Origin of the sequence: uncultured Pseudacidovorax sp., assembly GCF_913773995.1 — a bacterium.
Classification (GTDB): domain Bacteria; phylum Pseudomonadota; class Gammaproteobacteria; order Burkholderiales; family Burkholderiaceae_C; genus Xenophilus.
The window spans coordinates 1-14864 of the sequence record NZ_CAJYES010000260.1 but is presented as its reverse complement, the minus strand read 5'-3'; the positions used below and the strand labels follow the sequence as shown (position 1 = coordinate 14864).

At 66.5% G+C, this 14864-nt stretch carries 17 protein-coding genes and 1 pseudogene; 13 read left to right on the top strand and 5 right to left on the bottom strand.

Going from position 1 to position 14864, the window contains the following annotated elements; genetic code table 11:
* Positions 1 to 56: 56 nt before the first annotated feature.
* A complete protein-coding gene (locus tag QZ772_RS25240) occupies positions 57 to 527 on the bottom strand; it encodes a tRNA (cytidine(34)-2'-O)-methyltransferase (protein WP_295532581.1) in 471 nt (156 codons plus the stop codon).
* A gap of 76 nt (positions 528 to 603) precedes the next feature.
* The gene (locus tag QZ772_RS25235; protein WP_295532579.1) at positions 604 to 1347 is read right to left on the bottom strand and encodes a ComF family protein; all 744 of its coding nucleotides are present in this window, start codon (positions 1345 to 1347) and stop codon (positions 604 to 606) included.
* A gap of 79 nt (positions 1348 to 1426) precedes the next feature.
* On the opposite strand from QZ772_RS25235, the gene QZ772_RS25230 reads away from it, so the two are divergent.
* The 8 genes from QZ772_RS25230 to QZ772_RS25195 all read left to right on the top strand — a co-directional run bounded on the left by QZ772_RS25230 (position 1427) and on the right by QZ772_RS25195 (position 7804).
* Positions 1427 to 2341 carry a biotin synthase gene (locus tag QZ772_RS25230; RefSeq protein ID WP_295532577.1) on the top strand — a complete coding sequence of 305 codons (915 nt, stop codon included), beginning with the start codon at positions 1427 to 1429 and terminating at the stop codon, positions 2339 to 2341.
* A 137-nt stretch (positions 2342 to 2478) separates the two neighbouring features.
* Positions 2479 to 2955, top strand: coding sequence for a DUF2244 domain-containing protein (locus QZ772_RS25225; protein ID WP_295532575.1), 477 nt, complete (start codon positions 2479 to 2481; stop codon positions 2953 to 2955).
* Between the two features lie 65 nt (positions 2956 to 3020).
* On the top strand, positions 3021 to 4190 hold the full coding sequence (coxB, locus tag QZ772_RS25220; RefSeq protein ID WP_295532573.1) for a cytochrome c oxidase subunit II: 1170 nt from the start codon (positions 3021 to 3023) through the stop codon (positions 4188 to 4190).
* A gap of 48 nt (positions 4191 to 4238) precedes the next feature.
* A complete protein-coding gene (ctaD, locus tag QZ772_RS25215) occupies positions 4239 to 5873 on the top strand; it encodes a cytochrome c oxidase subunit I (protein ID WP_234197992.1) in 1635 nt (544 codons plus the stop codon).
* A gap of 25 nt (positions 5874 to 5898) precedes the next feature.
* Positions 5899 to 6009 (top strand): cytochrome oxidase small assembly protein, encoded by a 111-nt coding sequence (locus QZ772_RS25210; RefSeq protein ID WP_017761738.1) that lies wholly within the window; start codon positions 5899 to 5901, stop codon positions 6007 to 6009.
* A 10-nt stretch (positions 6010 to 6019) separates the two neighbouring features.
* Positions 6020 to 6643, top strand: a complete 624-nt coding sequence (locus tag QZ772_RS25205) for a cytochrome c oxidase assembly protein (protein WP_295532570.1) — start codon at positions 6020 to 6022, stop codon at positions 6641 to 6643.
* Positions 6640 to 6867: a DUF2970 domain-containing protein gene (locus QZ772_RS25200; RefSeq protein ID WP_295532568.1), complete on the top strand. Its 228-nt coding sequence runs from the start codon at positions 6640 to 6642 to the stop codon at positions 6865 to 6867. The genes QZ772_RS25205 and QZ772_RS25200 overlap by 4 nt, the downstream gene beginning before the upstream one ends.
* 55 nt (positions 6868 to 6922) lie before the next feature.
* Positions 6923 to 7804 carry a cytochrome c oxidase subunit 3 gene (locus tag QZ772_RS25195; protein WP_295532567.1) on the top strand — a complete coding sequence of 294 codons (882 nt, stop codon included), beginning with the start codon at positions 6923 to 6925 and terminating at the stop codon, positions 7802 to 7804.
* Between the two features lie 93 nt (positions 7805 to 7897).
* Here the strand turns inward: QZ772_RS25195 and QZ772_RS25190 are convergent, their stop codons facing one another.
* On the bottom strand, positions 7898 to 8119 hold the full coding sequence (locus tag QZ772_RS25190; RefSeq protein ID WP_295532565.1) for a twin transmembrane helix small protein: 222 nt from the start codon (positions 8117 to 8119) through the stop codon (positions 7898 to 7900).
* Between the two features lie 50 nt (positions 8120 to 8169).
* Here QZ772_RS25190 and QZ772_RS25185 point away from each other — a divergent pair, with 50 nt between their 5' ends.
* From QZ772_RS25185 to QZ772_RS25165, 5 genes are read left to right on the top strand one after another with little or no spacing between them, the layout of a single operon-like run.
* The gene (locus QZ772_RS25185) at positions 8170 to 8976 is read left to right on the top strand and encodes an SURF1 family protein (protein WP_295532629.1); all 807 of its coding nucleotides are present in this window, start codon (positions 8170 to 8172) and stop codon (positions 8974 to 8976) included.
* The gene (locus QZ772_RS25180; RefSeq protein WP_295532563.1) at positions 8930 to 9649 is read left to right on the top strand and encodes a hypothetical protein; all 720 of its coding nucleotides are present in this window, start codon (positions 8930 to 8932) and stop codon (positions 9647 to 9649) included. Before QZ772_RS25185 ends, QZ772_RS25180 begins: the two co-directional genes overlap by 47 nt.
* Positions 9646 to 10848 carry a heme A synthase gene (locus tag QZ772_RS25175; RefSeq protein ID WP_295532561.1) on the top strand — a complete coding sequence of 401 codons (1203 nt, stop codon included), beginning with the start codon at positions 9646 to 9648 and terminating at the stop codon, positions 10846 to 10848. The genes QZ772_RS25180 and QZ772_RS25175 overlap by 4 nt, the downstream gene beginning before the upstream one ends.
* Entirely contained in the window at positions 10845 to 11750 is a 906-nt protein-coding gene (cyoE, locus tag QZ772_RS25170) for a heme o synthase (RefSeq protein ID WP_295532559.1), read from the top strand. Before QZ772_RS25175 ends, cyoE begins: the two co-directional genes overlap by 4 nt.
* Positions 11747 to 12391, top strand: a complete 645-nt coding sequence (locus tag QZ772_RS25165) for an SCO family protein (RefSeq protein WP_295532558.1) — start codon at positions 11747 to 11749, stop codon at positions 12389 to 12391. The genes cyoE and QZ772_RS25165 overlap by 4 nt, the downstream gene beginning before the upstream one ends.
* Positions 12392 to 12493: 102 nt before the next feature.
* On the opposite strand, the gene rpoH is transcribed toward QZ772_RS25165, so the two are convergent.
* Positions 12494 to 13429, bottom strand: coding sequence for an RNA polymerase sigma factor RpoH (gene rpoH, locus QZ772_RS25160; protein ID WP_295532556.1), 936 nt, complete (start codon positions 13427 to 13429; stop codon positions 12494 to 12496).
* 278 nt (positions 13430 to 13707) lie between these two features.
* Positions 13708 to 14864: pseudogene (locus QZ772_RS25155) on the bottom strand (hypothetical protein); the annotation flags it as partial.

The following is a 14864-nucleotide window of genomic DNA, read 5'->3' as shown; positions in this document are numbered from 1 at the left end:
GTGCGCCTGGATTCACGCGCAGCCCTTCGAGGCGCGTTCAGATGCGCCTGTTCCCCTCAGGTTTCGGTGCCGAAGCCGTTTTGTCGCCACGCCTCGAACACCGTCACGGCCACTGCATTCGACAGGTTGAGGCTGCGCTGGCCGGGGCGCATCGGGAGCTTCAGTTGCTGCGCCGGTGCGAAATGCGCTCGCAGTTCGGGCGAAAGGCCCCTTGTTTCCGAGCCGAAGACCAGCCAGTCGCCGGGCTGGAACGACACGTCGTGCACCACACGGGTGCCGCGCGTCGTGAGAGCAAAAGTGCGCTCCGGCGCTGGCGCATGCTGGTCGACCAAGGCCTGCCAGCTGCCATGGCGGACCACGCGGGCGAACTCGTGGTAGTCGAGACCCGCGCGCCGCAGCAGGCGATCCTCCATCGAGAAGCCGAGCGGCTCCACCAGATGGAGTTCACAGCCGGTGTTGGCCGCCAGACGGATCACATTGCCTGTGTTGGGCGGGATCTCGGGCTCGACGAGGACGATGCGGAACATGGATGCGCTGGACCGGAGAAGGGGCGGCGAGCTTAACCGCGCGGCGCGTCGTGGGGGCGCCTGGACCCGGATCGCCTCAGGCGTTCCCTGGCGCCGGCGTGCGTGCGAGCACGAGGGCGTTCACCCGGGCCGCGCCCACCTGCCGCAGCACCTGCGCGGCAGCGGCGAGCGATGCACCGGTCGTCATCACATCATCGACCAGCAACACGGTGCGGCCGCGCACGGCGCTGGCGCTCGAGGACCCGACCGCGAAGACGCCCCGCAGGTTGCGCAACCGATCGTGACGGCTGAGCCCCGCCTGCGGCGATGTGTGGACGGGCCGCAGCAGCAGATGCGCGTCGCATCGTCCCGGCGCCAGCCGCCGGGCCAGTTCGAGCGACTGATTGAAGCCGCGCTCGCGCAGTCGCTCCGCTGACAGCGGCATGGGCAGCACGAGGTCGGCGGTGTCGAGCAGATGGGGTGTGCGCGGATGGCGCGCCAGCACCGCGGCCAGCGGCGCGGCCCAGCCCGCCTCGCCAGCGAACTTGAAGCGCGCGATGCAGGCGCTCCACGGCCAGTCGTAGTCGCAGGCGGCGACGCATTCGTCCAGGAAGGGCGGATCGCGCAGGCAGGCGCCGCAGGTGGGCTGGCCCGGCGGGACGGCAATCGCGCAGCGCACGCAGCGCGGCACGGGCACCGCGAACTGGTCCAGGCAGGTGCCGCAGAGCACCTCGCCCGGCCACGCGCGACAGAGGGCACATTGGCTGGGGAGCAGGCCGAGCAGGGCGCTGAACAGACGGACAACCGGGGAATGAAGCCGGGTCGGCGCAGAGGTCGGCATCGGCTCAATATACTGGCGCGCCCCTCGCCGACCCGCTCGCGGCCGTGACGATTCGCACACTGCGCGCCTTCTGATCGCCATGCCTTCTTCCCCCGCATCCCGGCCCCCGACCATCGACCCGGTGGCCGCCCGCCGCTGGGCACGACAGGCGCCCGGCGATACGGCGCCCTGGCTCCACGAGGAAGTGGGCAAGCGGATGGAGGAGCGGTTGCAGTGGATCAAGGCCACGCCCCGACACTGGGCGGACTGGTCGCCGCTGCGTGGTGGCCTGGAGGTGCACGCGCAGGTGGCCCAGCGCTATCCGCAGGCGGCCGTCCATGTGCAGGAGCCCGAACCCGCCCTGCATGCGCTCACGTCTGCCGCGTTTGCGGCCCCTTGGTGGAGCGCCAAGCGCTGGCGCAGCGGCCGGCCGCAACTCTTCGGCGCCCTGCCGGAAGGCGGCGTCGACTTGCTGTGGGCCAACATGGGCCTCCACATGACCGCCGATCCTGAATCGTTGATCGCACAGTGGCATCGGCAGGTGGCGACCAATGGATTCCTGATGTTCTCGGGCTTCGGCCCCGATACGCTGGTGGAACTGCGCGCGGCCTACCTGGCGCGGGGCTGGCCCGAGCCGGCCCACGCCTTCACCGACATGCACGACTGGGGCGACATGCTGGTGCATGCGGGGTTCGCCGAGCCGGTGATGGACATGGAGCGCATCGTGCTCACCTGGGGCTCGCCGGAGGCGGCGCTGGCGGAGCTGCGGACGCTCGGGCGCAATCTCCATCGGGAGCGCTTTGCCGGCCTGCGCGGGCGGCGCTGGCGCGCGCAGCTGCTGGACCTGCTGGCCGGGCTGGCTTCGGCCGAGCACGGCGGACGCATCGCGTTGACCTTCGAGATCATCTACGGTCATGCCTTCAAGCCCGTTTCCCGGGTCGCCGTCGCCCCGGAAAGCGCCATCGGTCTGAATGACATGCGTCAAATGTTGCGGCGGGGCCGCGAAGACGCCTAGCCTCTGCGAAGAGCTGCCGGGGCAGGGCTTGCCCCGACTGTCGAAACAGGGTGCCACGCTACAATTCTTGAGTGCCTGCGTCCCTGGGACTGGCCCTTGGCGGCAGTGACACACCCTCGAAAGAGCCCCACCCGCCCGTGCCGAATCCCGTGTTTCGCTTCGCCACTGTTTCGGGCCAGAGCATTCACTGGTTCCTGCGGCGCAATTGCTCGATCACGCCCAGCCAGCTCGGATGGGCCTATGCGTCACTGTGCGTGGTATCGCTGGGGATCGCCGGTGTCTTCTGGCTGCAGGGTGCCAAGCTCGTGCTGCCATTTGCCTGGCTGGAGCTTGCGGCGGTGGGCCTGGCTTTCATGTTCTATGCCCGGCATGCGACGGATGGCGAGCGCATCGCGCTGCAGGACGGTCGGCTCGTCATCGAGCACGAGCATGGCGGCAGTGTCGAGCGGGCCGAATTCCTTCGGCACCAGGTACGGGTGGAGCCTCAGGTGAGCGACCGCTCGCTGATCGAGGTGTCCGCGCAGGGGCGTTCGGTCTGCGTGGGGCGCTACGTGCGCCCCGAGCTTCGGGCCGCACTGGCACGGGAGATCCGCAGCGCGTTGCGCGAGACCTAGGTTCGCGCGGGCTGGCGGATGGTGGAGACGGTGGATTGTTTGAAGGTCTGAAAAGAGTGAACACGATGAAGAGCATTTGGACCGTGCCGGCAAGATGGATGCTGGCGGCTGGCGTGGCGTTCAGTGGCGCTGCGCATGCAGTCGAAGATCTGCCGGGCGGCCCGATGGTGCGCCAGCTCAACCTGCCGGTGGGCGCGACACGCATTTCGGAGGAGCAGCACTTCCTGCACAACGTGCTGCTCCTGTTGTGCCTGGTGATCTTCGTCGGTGTCTTCTCGGTGATGTTCTATTCCATCTGGAAGCACCGGAAGTCCGTGGGCCACAAGGCCGCCAATTTCCATGAATCCGTGGTGGTGGAGGTGGTCTGGACCATCGTCCCCTTCATCATCGTGATCCTGATGGCCCTGCCTGCCACCAAGATCCTGGTCGCCCAGAAGGACACGACCAACGCCGACCTCACGATCAAGGTCACCGGCTATCAGTGGAAGTGGGGATACGACTACATCAAGGGTGAAGGCGAGGGGCTGTCCTTCATTTCCACGCTCGACAGCTCGCACCGCGCCCTGTCCGATGCCGGTGCCAAGGGCAATGTGCCCAATGACTATCTGCTCAAGGTCGACAACCCGCTCGTGGTGCCCGAGAAGCAGAAGATCCGCATCATCACCACGGCCAACGACGTGATCCACGCCTTCGCCGTGCCGCAGTTCGGCATCAAGCAGGACGCGATTCCCGGCTTCGTGCGCGACACCTGGTTCCGCGCCGAGCGAACTGGCGATTTCTATGGTCAATGCCAGGAATTGTGTGGAAAGGAGCATGCGTACATGCCGATCCACGTCAAGGTTCTGTCTGCCGCCGACTACACCGCGTGGGTCGACACCAAGAAGAAGGAAGCCGCTGCCAAGCAGGACGACCCTAACAAGGTCTGGACGCTTCCCGACATCCTGGCCCGTGGCGAGCGCGTGTACGCTGCCAACTGCGCGGCCTGCCACCAGGCCAACGGCAAGGGTGCCGGCCCGATCAAGCCGCTCGACGGGTCCGCCGTGGTGCTCGACGCCGACCACACGAAGCAGATCCATGTGCTGCTCAACGGCCAGAACAACGGCGCCATGCCGTCGTGGAAACAGCTGTCCGACACCGACATTGCGGCAGTCATCTCCTATACCAAGAACAGCTGGTCCAACAAGACAGGCCAGCTCGTGCAGCCGGCCGAGGTGCTGGCACAGCGCGGCAAGTGATGCCGGCGCCATTGCAGTCCCTCCGAGAGTCAGCCAAGGAATAACGACATGAGCGCAGTCCTCGACCCGCACGGCCACGCCGCCCACGGTGGCGATGTGCATGACGAACACCACGACCATCCGCACGGCTGGCGCCGCTGGATGTTCGCCACCAACCACAAGGACATCGGCACGCTGTACCTGCTGTTCTCCTTCACGATGCTGATGATCGGCGGCATTCTGGCGCTGCTGATCCGCGCCGAGCTGTTCCAGCCCGGCCTTCAGTTGGTGAACCCCGAGCTGTTCAATCAGTTCACCACCATGCACGGCATCATCATGGTGTTCGGCGCGATCATGCCGGCCTTCGTGGGCTTTGCGAACTGGATGATCCCGCTGCAAATCGGTGCGAGCGACATGGCCTTCGCGCGGATGAACAACTTCAGCTTCTGGCTGATGATTCCCGCCGCCCTCATGCTCGTGGGCTCCTTCTTCCTGCCGGGCGGTGCGCCCGCCGCGGGCTGGACGCTCTACGCGCCGCTCACCCTGCAGATGGGCCCCTCCATGGACGCCGGCATCTTCGCGATGCACATCCTGGGCGCCTCGTCGATCATGGGCTCGATCAACATCATCGTGACCATCCTCAACATGCGCGCTCCGGGCATGACGCTGATGAAGATGCCGATGTTCTGCTGGACCTGGCTGATCACCGCCTACCTGCTGATCGCCGTGATGCCCGTGCTGGCCGGCGCCATCACCATGACGCTGACCGACCGGCACTTCGGCACGCACTTCTTCAATCCGGCCGGCGGCGGCGATCCGGTGATGTACCAGCACATCTTCTGGTTCTTCGGTCATCCCGAGGTCTACATCATGATCCTGCCGGCCTTCGGCATCATCAGCCAGATCGTGCCGGCCTTCGCGCGCAAGAAGCTCTTCGGCTATGCCTCCATGGTGTACGCCACCAGCTCCATCGCCATCCTGAGCTTCATCGTGTGGGCGCACCACATGTTCACCACCGGCATGCCGGTGACGGGCCAGCTCTTCTTCATGTACGCGACCATGCTGATCGCGGTGCCGACGGCGGTGAAGATCTTCAACTGGATCGCGACCATGTGGCAGGGCTCGATGACCTTCGAGACGCCGATGCTATTCGCCGTCGGCTTCATCTTCGTGTTCACGATGGGTGGCTTCACCGGCCTGATCCTGGCCGTGGCGCCCATCGACATCCAGCTGCAGGACACCTACTACGTGGTGGCCCACTTCCACTACGTGCTGGTGGCCGGCTCACTCTACGCCATGTTCGCTGGCGTGTACTACTGGCTGCCCAAGTGGACGGGTGTGATGTACGACGAGGCGCGGGGCAAGCTGCACTTCTGGTGGTCCCTGATCTCGTTCAACGTCACCTTCTTCCCGATGCACTTCCTTGGTCTGGCAGGCATGCCGCGTCGTTACGCCGACTATCCGATGCAGTTCGCGGACTTCAATGCCATCGCCTCCGTCGGTGCCTTCGCCTTCGGACTCGCCCAGGTGTACTTCTTCCTTTTCGTCGTGCTGCCGGCCATGCGCGGCAAGGGTGAGCCCGCGCCCCAGAAGCCCTGGGAAGGTGCAGAGGGCCTGGAGTGGGAAGTGCCGTCGCCTGCTCCATTCCACACCTTCGAGAACCCGCCCCGCCTGGACGCCACCGCGACCAAGGTGATCGGCTGAGGCTGAGCACGTGCCCGCATCTGCCATGACGCCCGACCAGAAGAAGAACAACCGCCGCATGGGCCTGACGCTGGCCTCCATTGCTGTGTTGTTCTTCATCGGCTTCATCATCCGGATGGTCTGGCTCGGCCACTGAGGATCCGCCCATGGCTCTGCAATTCGCCCGGCGCCTGCGGCGCGAGAACCTCCAGATGGTGGGCAAGCTCGCGATCGTGGTGGCGGGCATGTTCGCCTTCGGCTATGCGCTGGTGCCGTTGTACCGTGCCATCTGTGAGGTCACGGGCATCAATGTGCTGGCCCGCTCCGAGCTCGACGTGCCCGGTGGCGCCAAGGGCGGCTCGGCGGTGAAGGTGCCGGCCAACACGCAGGTGGACCGGTCGCGGACCATCACGGTGGAGTTCGATGCCAACGCGCACGGGCTGTGGGACTTCGCACCCGCCCAGCGTTCGATGCAGGTCCATCCCGGCGAATTGCACACGGTGATGTACGAGTTCCAGAACGTGCAGAACCGGCGCATGGCCGCCCAGGCCGTACCAAGCTATGCGCCGCAGCAGGCCGCGCCGTACTTCAACAAGCTGGAGTGCTTCTGCTTCAATCAGTACACCCTGGACGCCGGTGAGAAGAAGCAGTGGCCCGTGGCCTTCGTGATCGATCCGCGCATCTCCAAGGATGTGAAGACGATCACCCTGTCGTACACCTTCTTCGAGGTTGGCGGCCGTACGCCGCCTGCGCCCACGGCGGCGGCCGGCAACGGGGAGCCGCGCTCGTGACCGCGCCGAATGATGGCCGCGGTCCGGTGGCTGTGCCCAGGCCGTCCCTGTGGCGCACCATCAAGGCGGTGGCCTGGGGCTTCTTCGGCGTGCGCAAGCACAGCGAGTACCAGGAAGACATATCGCGCCTGTCACCGCTGCACATCGTGGCCGTGGGCTTCGTCGCGGTGCTGGTGCTCATCGCCGTGCTGCTTGCGCTGGTGAAGTTCGCCGTTTCGACCTGAGCCGACACCCGTTCCCCTGCCACCCACAAGACAAAGATCAAGCCTGAGGAGCAACATGAGTTCGACCACCCACGGCACCGCGCCTTACTACTTCGTGCCGGGCCCATCGCGTCATCCGCTGATGGCCGCCATCGGCCTGTTCTTCGTCATCCTCGGGGCCGGGCAATGGATCAACGACCATGCCTGGGGTGCCTATTCGCTGGCCTTCGGTCTGATCTGGTGGTGGGTGGTGCTGTTCCAGTGGTTCCGCGAGGCCGTGGGCGAGAGCGAAGCGGGCAAGTACAGCGCCAAGATCGACCTTTCGTACCGCTGGAGCATGAGCTGGTTCATCTTCTCGGAGGTGATGTTCTTCGGCGCCTTCTTCACCGCCCTGTGGTGGACGCGCACCCACTCGCTGCCGGCGCTCGGCAGCCTGGACAACGCGCTGCTCTGGCCGGACTTCCGGGCCGTGTGGCCCAGCGTGCAGGCCGGTGCCACCGGTTCGCCCGCCGGCATCGTCGAGCCTTTCCAGACTGTCGGTCCGTTCTGGCTGCCCACCATCAACACCGCGCTGCTGCTGTCGTCGGGCGTGACCCTGACCATCGCCCACCATGCGCTGCGTGCCGGCCATCGCGCCCAGACCATCCGCTTCATGTGGATCACGGTGCTGCTGGGCGTGATCTTCCTGGGCGTGCAGGGCTACGAGTACTACCACCTCTACACCGAACTCAATCTCAAGCTGAGTTCTGGTGCCTACGGCTCCACCTTCTTCATGCTCACCGGCTTCCACGGCCTGCATGTGTTCGTCGGCATGCTGATGCTGCTGTTCATCACGCTGCGCCTGATGAAGGGCCACTTCACGCCGGATCGTCACTTTGGCTTCGAAGGCGCGGCGTGGTACTGGCACTTCGTGGACGTGGTCTGGCTTGGCCTGTACGTGCTGGTCTATTGGCTTTGACCGACAAGGCTGCCGAAGGGGCCTCGCTATGATCGAGGTCCAGAAAGCAAAAAAGCGCCGCAAGGCGCTTTTTTGTTGTCGTCCGCTGAGGGCTCAGCGTCCGGCCGGCAAGCCCGTCGGCTGGATGTAGCCGAGCTTCCAGGCGAGCAGCAGGCACAGGAACAAAACCACCGACAACCCGATCCGAACGGTCAGCGCGCGCGCCATGCCGCCAGGCTTGGACTTGCCGTCGCGTCCGCCAGTGAGCATGTGGAACAGCGCCCATGCCAGGCTGCCCAGGATGCCCACGAAGCCCAGGGCCACGAGATATTTCATGAGTTCGATTATGTGCGGCCTCTGCCGCGTTCAACGCCATGCGTGACCGGATGCGGGTTTCCTCTTCTTCGTCGCGCGCGCACCCTGCCGTGCGTTTCTGGATCATCACCCTGGCGGCCCTTGCGGTCGCGGCCACGGCAGTGGCCCTTGGCCGATGGCAGCTCTCCCGTGCCGCGCAGAAAGAGTCACTGCAGGCCAGCATCGAGACGCAGCAGGCCTACCCGGCGCTGCAGATGGAGGACTTCCTTGCGGTGGAGCAGCCCACCACCGAGTTGCATCGCAAGGTGCGGTTGCGCGGGCTCTGGCTCCCCACGCAGACGATCTTCCTCGACAACCGGCAGATGCACGGGCAGCCCGGCTTCTATGTGCTCACGCCTTTTGCGCTGGAGGGCACCACCCAGACGCTGATGGTCCAACGGGGTTGGGTACCGCGCAACTTCGCGGACCGTACGCAACTGCCGCCTGTCGAGACGCCGGCCGGTCTGGTGGATCTGGAGGCGCGCATCGAGCCGCCTCCGTCCAAGTTGCTGCAACTGGGCGCCGATCCGCCGGCCCAGGCTGCCTCGGCCGCGCAGCCCGGCATTGAAAAGCCCGCCGACCTGGCCCATGCCCGCATCCGGCAGAATCTGGACCTGGAGACTTTCCGCAACGAGACCGGGCTGCCGCTGCGCACCGACTTTTCGCTGCAGCAGGTCGGCCCCGACTCCGAAGGCCTGCTGCGTGAGTGGCCGGTGCCGGCGCTGGGCATCGAAAAGCACTACGGCTACGCCTTCCAGTGGTTCGGGCTTGCCGCCCTGGTGGTCATCCTCTATGTCTGGTTCCAACTCATCGCGCCCCGCCGTCGCCGCCCTCGCTGACGAGCCTCTGGGCCTGACCGTCCATTCCATGCCCTCGCCGGGCGAGGCGTTGGGCATGGGCGCCGACGCCGGCCGGCAGCGCAAGCGGGGCCGCTGGCAGATGACGCTGGTGCTGCTGTGCTGCGCGGCACCGGTGATCGCCTCCTACTTCACCTATTACGTGATCCGGCCGCAGAGCCGCAGCGTTTTCGGCGAGCTGATCGATCCGCAGCGGCCCCTGCCGGCGGTCGCCGTCCGCACGGCCGAGGGCACGGCGCAGCCGCTCGCCCAGCTCAAGGGCCAGTGGCTGCTGGTGGCGGTAGCCGGCGGTGCGTGCAACGAGCTGTGCGAGCAGCAGCTGTACCTGCAGCGGCAACTGCGCGAGACGCTCGGCCGCGAGAAGGACCGCGTGGATCGGGTCTGGCTGGTGTCGGACGATGCGCCCATTCCCCAGCGGCTGAAGGCGGCGCTCGACGGTGCGACGGTGCTGCGCGTGCCCGCGGATACGCTGGCGGGGTGGCTGGCACCTGCCCCCGGTGCATCGATGGGGGAGCACCTGTACGTGGTGGATCCGATGGGCAACTGGATGATGCGCTTTCCCGCGCGCATGGACCTCAAGGGCGCGGCCAAGGCCAAGCGCGATCTCGACCGCCTGCTACGTGCGTCGAGTTCGTGGGACCAGCCGGGACGATGACCGACGTGCAGACGCAGGCCCTCTACGATTTCGAGCCCGTGGCGCTGCTGTTGCTGGGCGGCGCGCTGCTGGCGCTCGGCCCGGTACTGTGGGTGTGGCGGCGCAATGCCGGTGCGGGTGCCGCGCGCCGCCTGCATGCGCTCACGGTGCTGACGCTTTTCCTCACTTTCGACCTCACGCTGTTCGGTGCTTTTACGCGATTGACCGACTCCGGCCTGGGCTGCCCCGACTGGCCGGGCTGCTACGGCAATGCCAGCCCTCTGGGAGCGCGCCACGAGATCGCCATGGCGCAGTCGGCCCTGCCGACCGGCCCCGTCACGCATGCCAAGGCCTGGATCGAGATGGTCCACCGCTACCTGGCCACGGGCGTGGGCGCGCTGATCGTCACGCTGGCCCTGGCGACCTGGTGGGCTCGGCGAAAGCAACGGCTTCGGCCGGGCGGTGAGCCGCAGGTCCTCAATCCGCTGTGGCCGGCGGCCACGCTGGTGTGGGTGTGTCTGCAGGGCGCGTTCGGCGCCTTCACCGTGACATGGAAGCTGTTCCCGGCCATTGTCACGCTGCACCTGATGGGCGCCATCGTGCTGTTGATGTTGCTGTGCATCCAGGCTGTCCGCTACCAGCAGGCGGCCACTGGCCGCCGGCCGGCGGCCATGCCGCCTTCGATGCGCGGATGGTTGTGGCTGGGCATGGGCCTGCTGATCATGCAGATCGCGCTCGGCGGTTGGGTCAGCACCAACTATGCGGTGCTCGCCTGCACCGAGTTCCCGAAGTGCCAGGGCAGCTGGTGGCCCGCCATGAATTTCGCTCAGGGCTTCCAGCCATGGCGCCATCTCGGCGTGGATGCCGCCGGGGTGCCCATCGAATTCGCCTCGCTCACGGCCATCCACTACACACACCGACTGATGGCCTACGCGGTCTTTGCCGTTCTCATCGTGCTGTTCTTCAAGCTTCGTCATGTTCCCGCCCTGCGCAACCAGGCCCGCTGGCTCGGGGGGCTCGCTCTGCTGCAGTTGGCCACCGGTCTTGGCAACGTGCTGCTCGGCTGGCCGCTCGCTGCGGCCGTGCTCCACACCGGCGGCGCCGCAGCGCTCGCCACGGTGATGACCTGGACGCTGTGCGAATGCCGCGTGCTGCGGGGTGGGCTGCCGCAGGCACCGACGCGGCGCCCGGCCTTCGGCCCGCAGGAGGCCCGATCATGAGCGCACCGGCGCATCCTGCCCAGATGCCGGCCACCAGCGTGTGGCGGCAGTTTTACGCGCTCACCAAGCCGCGCGTAGTGCAACTGATCGTCTTCTGCGCCTTGATCGGCATGGTGCTGGCCGTGCCTGAGGTGCCGACGCTGGCCGAGTTGCTGCGCATGGCCGAGGCCTGCATCGGCATCTGGCTGGTCGCCGGCGCGGCCGCGGCCTTCAACTGCCTGGTCGAGAAAGGCATCGACGCGCGCATGAAGCGCACGGCGTGGCGGCCGACGGCGCGGGGCGAGCTTTCCGACCGGCAGACGCTGCTGTTCTCGGCGGGGCTCTGTGCGTTGGGCTCTGCGGTCCTGTGGTTCGCGGTCAACCCGCTCACCATGTGGCTCACCTTCGCTACCTTCGTCGGCTATGCCGTGATCTATACGGTGGTGCTCAAGCCGCTCACGCCGCAGAACATCGTGATCGGCGGCGCTTCGGGCGCTATGCCGCCGGTGCTCGGCTGGGCCGCCATGACGGGCAACGTGGACCCGGAGGCGCTGATCCTGTTCCTCATCATCTTCCTGTGGACACCGCCACACTTCTGGGCGCTTGCGCTCTACCGGGTGGAAGACTATCGCCGCGCCGGCCTGCCGATGCTGCCGGTGACGCATGGCAACGAGTACACCCGGCTGCAGATCCTGCTCTACACGTTGATCCTCTTCGCTGCTTGCCTGATGCCCTTCATCTACCGGATGAGCGGCTGGCTCTACCTGCTGGCCGCCATCGCTGTGAGCGTGGGTTTCTGCGGCTATGCCTATGCGCTGTGGCGCAGCTATTCCGACCAGCTGGCGCGCAAGACCTTCCGTTTCTCGCTCATCCATCTGAGCGTGCTGTTCGCGGCACTGCTGGTGGATCACTACGTCCTATGACCGATCGACTGTCTTCGCCCTCCTCGATGTCCGCGCGCACGCTGCGAGGACGGCGCCGCGCGCTGCAACTGCTGGGCGCCGGTTGCGCGGCCGTCGCCTTGGGTGCCTGCACCGACCCCAAGCCCAGTTTCCAGGCCGTGGACATCACCGGCGCCGACTACGCCAAGGATTTCCGGCTGACCGACATGAACGGCCGCGAGCGCACGATGGCGGATTTCAAGGGCAAGGCGGTGGTGCTCTTCTTCGGCTATGCGCAGTGTCCCGATGTATGCCCCACCACCATGAGCGAGATGCTCCAGGTACGCGAGAAGCTGGGCGCCGACGGCCAGCGCGTGCAGGTGCTGTTCGTCACCGTCGATCCGGAGCGCGACACCGCCGAGGTGATGAAGGCCTACATGACGGCCTTCGATCCCAGCTTCCTGGCGCTGATTCCCAAGACGGAGCAACTGCCCGCGCTCGCCAAGGACTTCAAGGTCTACTACAAGAAGGTGGAGGGCAAGACGCCCACCAGCTATTCGATGGACCATTCGGCCGCGAGCTTCGTCTATGACCCGCAGGGCCGGTTGCGCCTGTACGCGCGCTATGGCCTGGGCACCGACGCGATGGCCTCCGACCTCAAGACGCTGCTGGCAGCGAGCTGAGCGGATGCATCTTCCTTCTGGCGGTTGGCCAGAGGGTCGAGGTGAGCGCCCACAAAAAACCCGGCCGAGGCCGGGTTTAAGGAGTGGCGAGAGACGCGAGGCTCAGGCGTATTCGGCCAGCGCCTTCTTCATCTTCTTCATCGCCGCCGACTCGATCTGACGGATGCGCTCTGCCGACACGCCGTAATCGGCGGCCAGTTCGTGCAGCGTCATGCCGCCGGAGCCGTCGTCATTCACCTTCAGCCAGCGCTCTTCCACGATACGGCGGCTGCGCGGGTCCAGTATCTCCAGCGCGGTCGCGATGCCATCGGTGGACATGCGGTCGCGTTGGCGGGACTCGAGCTGTGCCGTGGGCTCCTGGGTCGCATCGGCCAGATAGGCAATGGGGCCGAAGGCCTCGTCATCCCCGTCGGAGGGCGTCGGGTCGAGCATCACGTCACCGCCGGACAGGCGCGTTTCCATCTCCACGACTTCCTCGCGCTTGACGTTCAGGTGCTCGGCGACAAGGCCGATCTCCTCGCTGTTCAGGGTTTCGCGGTGCGTGTCGGCATCTACGGCTCCGGCCTTGAAACCCTGCTTGAGCGAACGCAGATTGAAGAACAGCTTGCGCTGGGCCTTGGTGGTCGCCACCTTGACCATGCGCCAGTTCTTGAGGATGTACTCGTGGATTTCAGCCTTGATCCAGTGGATGGCGTAGCTCACCAACCGAACGCCCTGGTCAGGGTCGAAGCGACGCACGGCCTTCATCAGGCCGATGTTGCCCTCCTGGATCAGGTCGCCGTGCGGTAGGCCATAGCCCAGATACTGGCGGGAAATGGAAATGACGAGCCGGAGGTGCGACAGGATCAGCGCACCAGCGGCTTGCAAATCGCCCTCGTCGCGCAGGCGGCGGGCATAGTTGCGCTCTTCTTCCTGGGAGAGCAGGGGCAGGCGATTGGCCGCCGAGATGTAGGCGTCCAGGTTGCCCAGCGGGGGCACCATCGCCCACGGGTTGGCAACGGCCAGCGACTGCGAAGACACAGTAGACAGGTTGGACATCAGGGTTACTCCTTGCTTGAGGATATTAGCACTCGCGGGTTTGGAGTGCTAATGGCCGGGTGAGTTCCCATCATTCCCGCATAGTCGATAGTTTTTATTGGTAGGACGCAGGCGACGCCGGGGCGTCGGCGCGTCCTGCGCATGGGTCCATTCGCCTTGGCGGGCCAAGTGAAATGGCGGCTGTTCCACGGATGGCCCCTCGCCCGAAAAGCCGGCGTTGGAGCGAAATGGCTGGCGCTGCGTTCCTGCCGGCGGGCGGGCCGCAGCGCCATTTCACGTCAGCCCAGCAGGTTGTTGAGCAGGCCCGACACCGCGCTGACGGGGCTGTTCACCGCACCCGTGCTCGTGCCGCTGGAGACCGGCTCGGTGATGCCCGAGACGCTGCCGACCAGGCTGTTCAGCAATCCGCCGACCGCGCCCTCGCTGGAAAGCAGGCCGCCTGCAGAGCCGGCGAGTCCGCCATCCGGCAGTCCGCCGCCTCCGGAGACGGTATCGAGGACCCCAGCGAGCGCGCCGTTGTCGCCCAGCACGCTGTCCAGCAGGTCGTTGCCGCCGGTGGCGCCGCTCAGCGCGCTGCCGACCAGGCCACTGTCACCCAGGACGCTGTCCAGCAAATCCCCGCCCGTCACGTTGCCCAGAATGCCGTCCGTACCTACGACGGTATCGAGCAGACCCGCGACGATGCCGTCGTCGCCGAGCAGGCCGCCGACGGCGTCACCGCCCGTCAGATTGCCGCCAGCGATCCCTTCCAGCAGGCGGCCATCGTCGATGAGGTTGCCCAGCAGGTCAGCCCCCAGAAGCTCGCCGCCCGTGACACTGCCCAGCAGGCCATCGTCGCCGGCAATGGTGTCGAGAAGGCCGCCGACGATGCCGGTGTCGCCAACGACGCCACCCAGCAGATCGCCGCCCAACAGGTCACCGTCGGTCAGGTCGCTCAGTAGGCCGTCTTCACCGAGCACGCCGCCGAGCAGGTCGCCGCCGAGGACATCACCGCCGTTCAGGCCACCCAGCACGCCGTCTTCGCCGAGCACGCTGCCGAGCAGATCGCCACCCAGCAAGTCACCGCCGGTCAAGCCGCCCAGCAGCCCGTCATCGCCAAGGACACCGCCGAGCAGGTCACCCCCGGTGAGGCCACCGAGCAGTCCGTCGTCACCCAGCACGCCGCCCAGCAGATCGCTACCCAGCGCCCCGTCGGTGAGATTCGCCACGCCATCGGTCACGTAGTCGACCTGTTGCGTCACGCCGCCGAGCACGTCGTGCACGACGTTCGAGCCCAGCAGCCCGTCGGTCAGCGGCGAGACCAGGCCGTCCACCGCGCCCGTGGCGGTGCCCACCACGTCGTCCACCGGGTCCAGCATGTTGGGGTTGTTGGCGTTGAAGCTGTCGCCCAGCAGCGGCGACAGCGCGTCGCTGACGGTGCTGGTCGTGCTGTCCA

Coding starts and splice junctions, on each gene's coding strand:
- QZ772_RS25240 (WP_295532581.1), bottom strand. CDS start 527: ATGTTCCGCATCGTCCTCGTCGAGCCCGAGATCCCGCCCAACACAGGC.
- QZ772_RS25235 (WP_295532579.1), bottom strand. CDS start 1,347: ATGCCGACCTCTGCGCCGACCCGGCTTCATTCCCCGGTTGTCCGTCTG.
- QZ772_RS25230 (WP_295532577.1), top strand. CDS start 1,427: ATGCCTTCTTCCCCCGCATCCCGGCCCCCGACCATCGACCCGGTGGCC.
- coxB (WP_295532573.1), top strand. CDS start 3,021: ATGAAGAGCATTTGGACCGTGCCGGCAAGATGGATGCTGGCGGCTGGC.
- ctaD (WP_234197992.1), top strand. CDS start 4,239: ATGAGCGCAGTCCTCGACCCGCACGGCCACGCCGCCCACGGTGGCGAT.
- QZ772_RS25210 (WP_017761738.1), top strand. CDS start 5,899: ATGACGCCCGACCAGAAGAAGAACAACCGCCGCATGGGCCTGACGCTG.
- QZ772_RS25205 (WP_295532570.1), top strand. CDS start 6,020: ATGGCTCTGCAATTCGCCCGGCGCCTGCGGCGCGAGAACCTCCAGATG.
- QZ772_RS25195 (WP_295532567.1), top strand. CDS start 6,923: ATGAGTTCGACCACCCACGGCACCGCGCCTTACTACTTCGTGCCGGGC.
- QZ772_RS25190 (WP_295532565.1), bottom strand. CDS start 8,119: ATGAAATATCTCGTGGCCCTGGGCTTCGTGGGCATCCTGGGCAGCCTG.
- QZ772_RS25185 (WP_295532629.1), top strand. CDS start 8,170: ATGCGGGTTTCCTCTTCTTCGTCGCGCGCGCACCCTGCCGTGCGTTTC.
- QZ772_RS25180 (WP_295532563.1), top strand. CDS start 8,930: ATGTCTGGTTCCAACTCATCGCGCCCCGCCGTCGCCGCCCTCGCTGAC.
- QZ772_RS25175 (WP_295532561.1), top strand. CDS start 9,646: ATGACCGACGTGCAGACGCAGGCCCTCTACGATTTCGAGCCCGTGGCG.
- cyoE (WP_295532559.1), top strand. CDS start 10,845: ATGAGCGCACCGGCGCATCCTGCCCAGATGCCGGCCACCAGCGTGTGG.
- QZ772_RS25165 (WP_295532558.1), top strand. CDS start 11,747: ATGACCGATCGACTGTCTTCGCCCTCCTCGATGTCCGCGCGCACGCTG.
- rpoH (WP_295532556.1), bottom strand. CDS start 13,429: ATGTCCAACCTGTCTACTGTGTCTTCGCAGTCGCTGGCCGTTGCCAAC.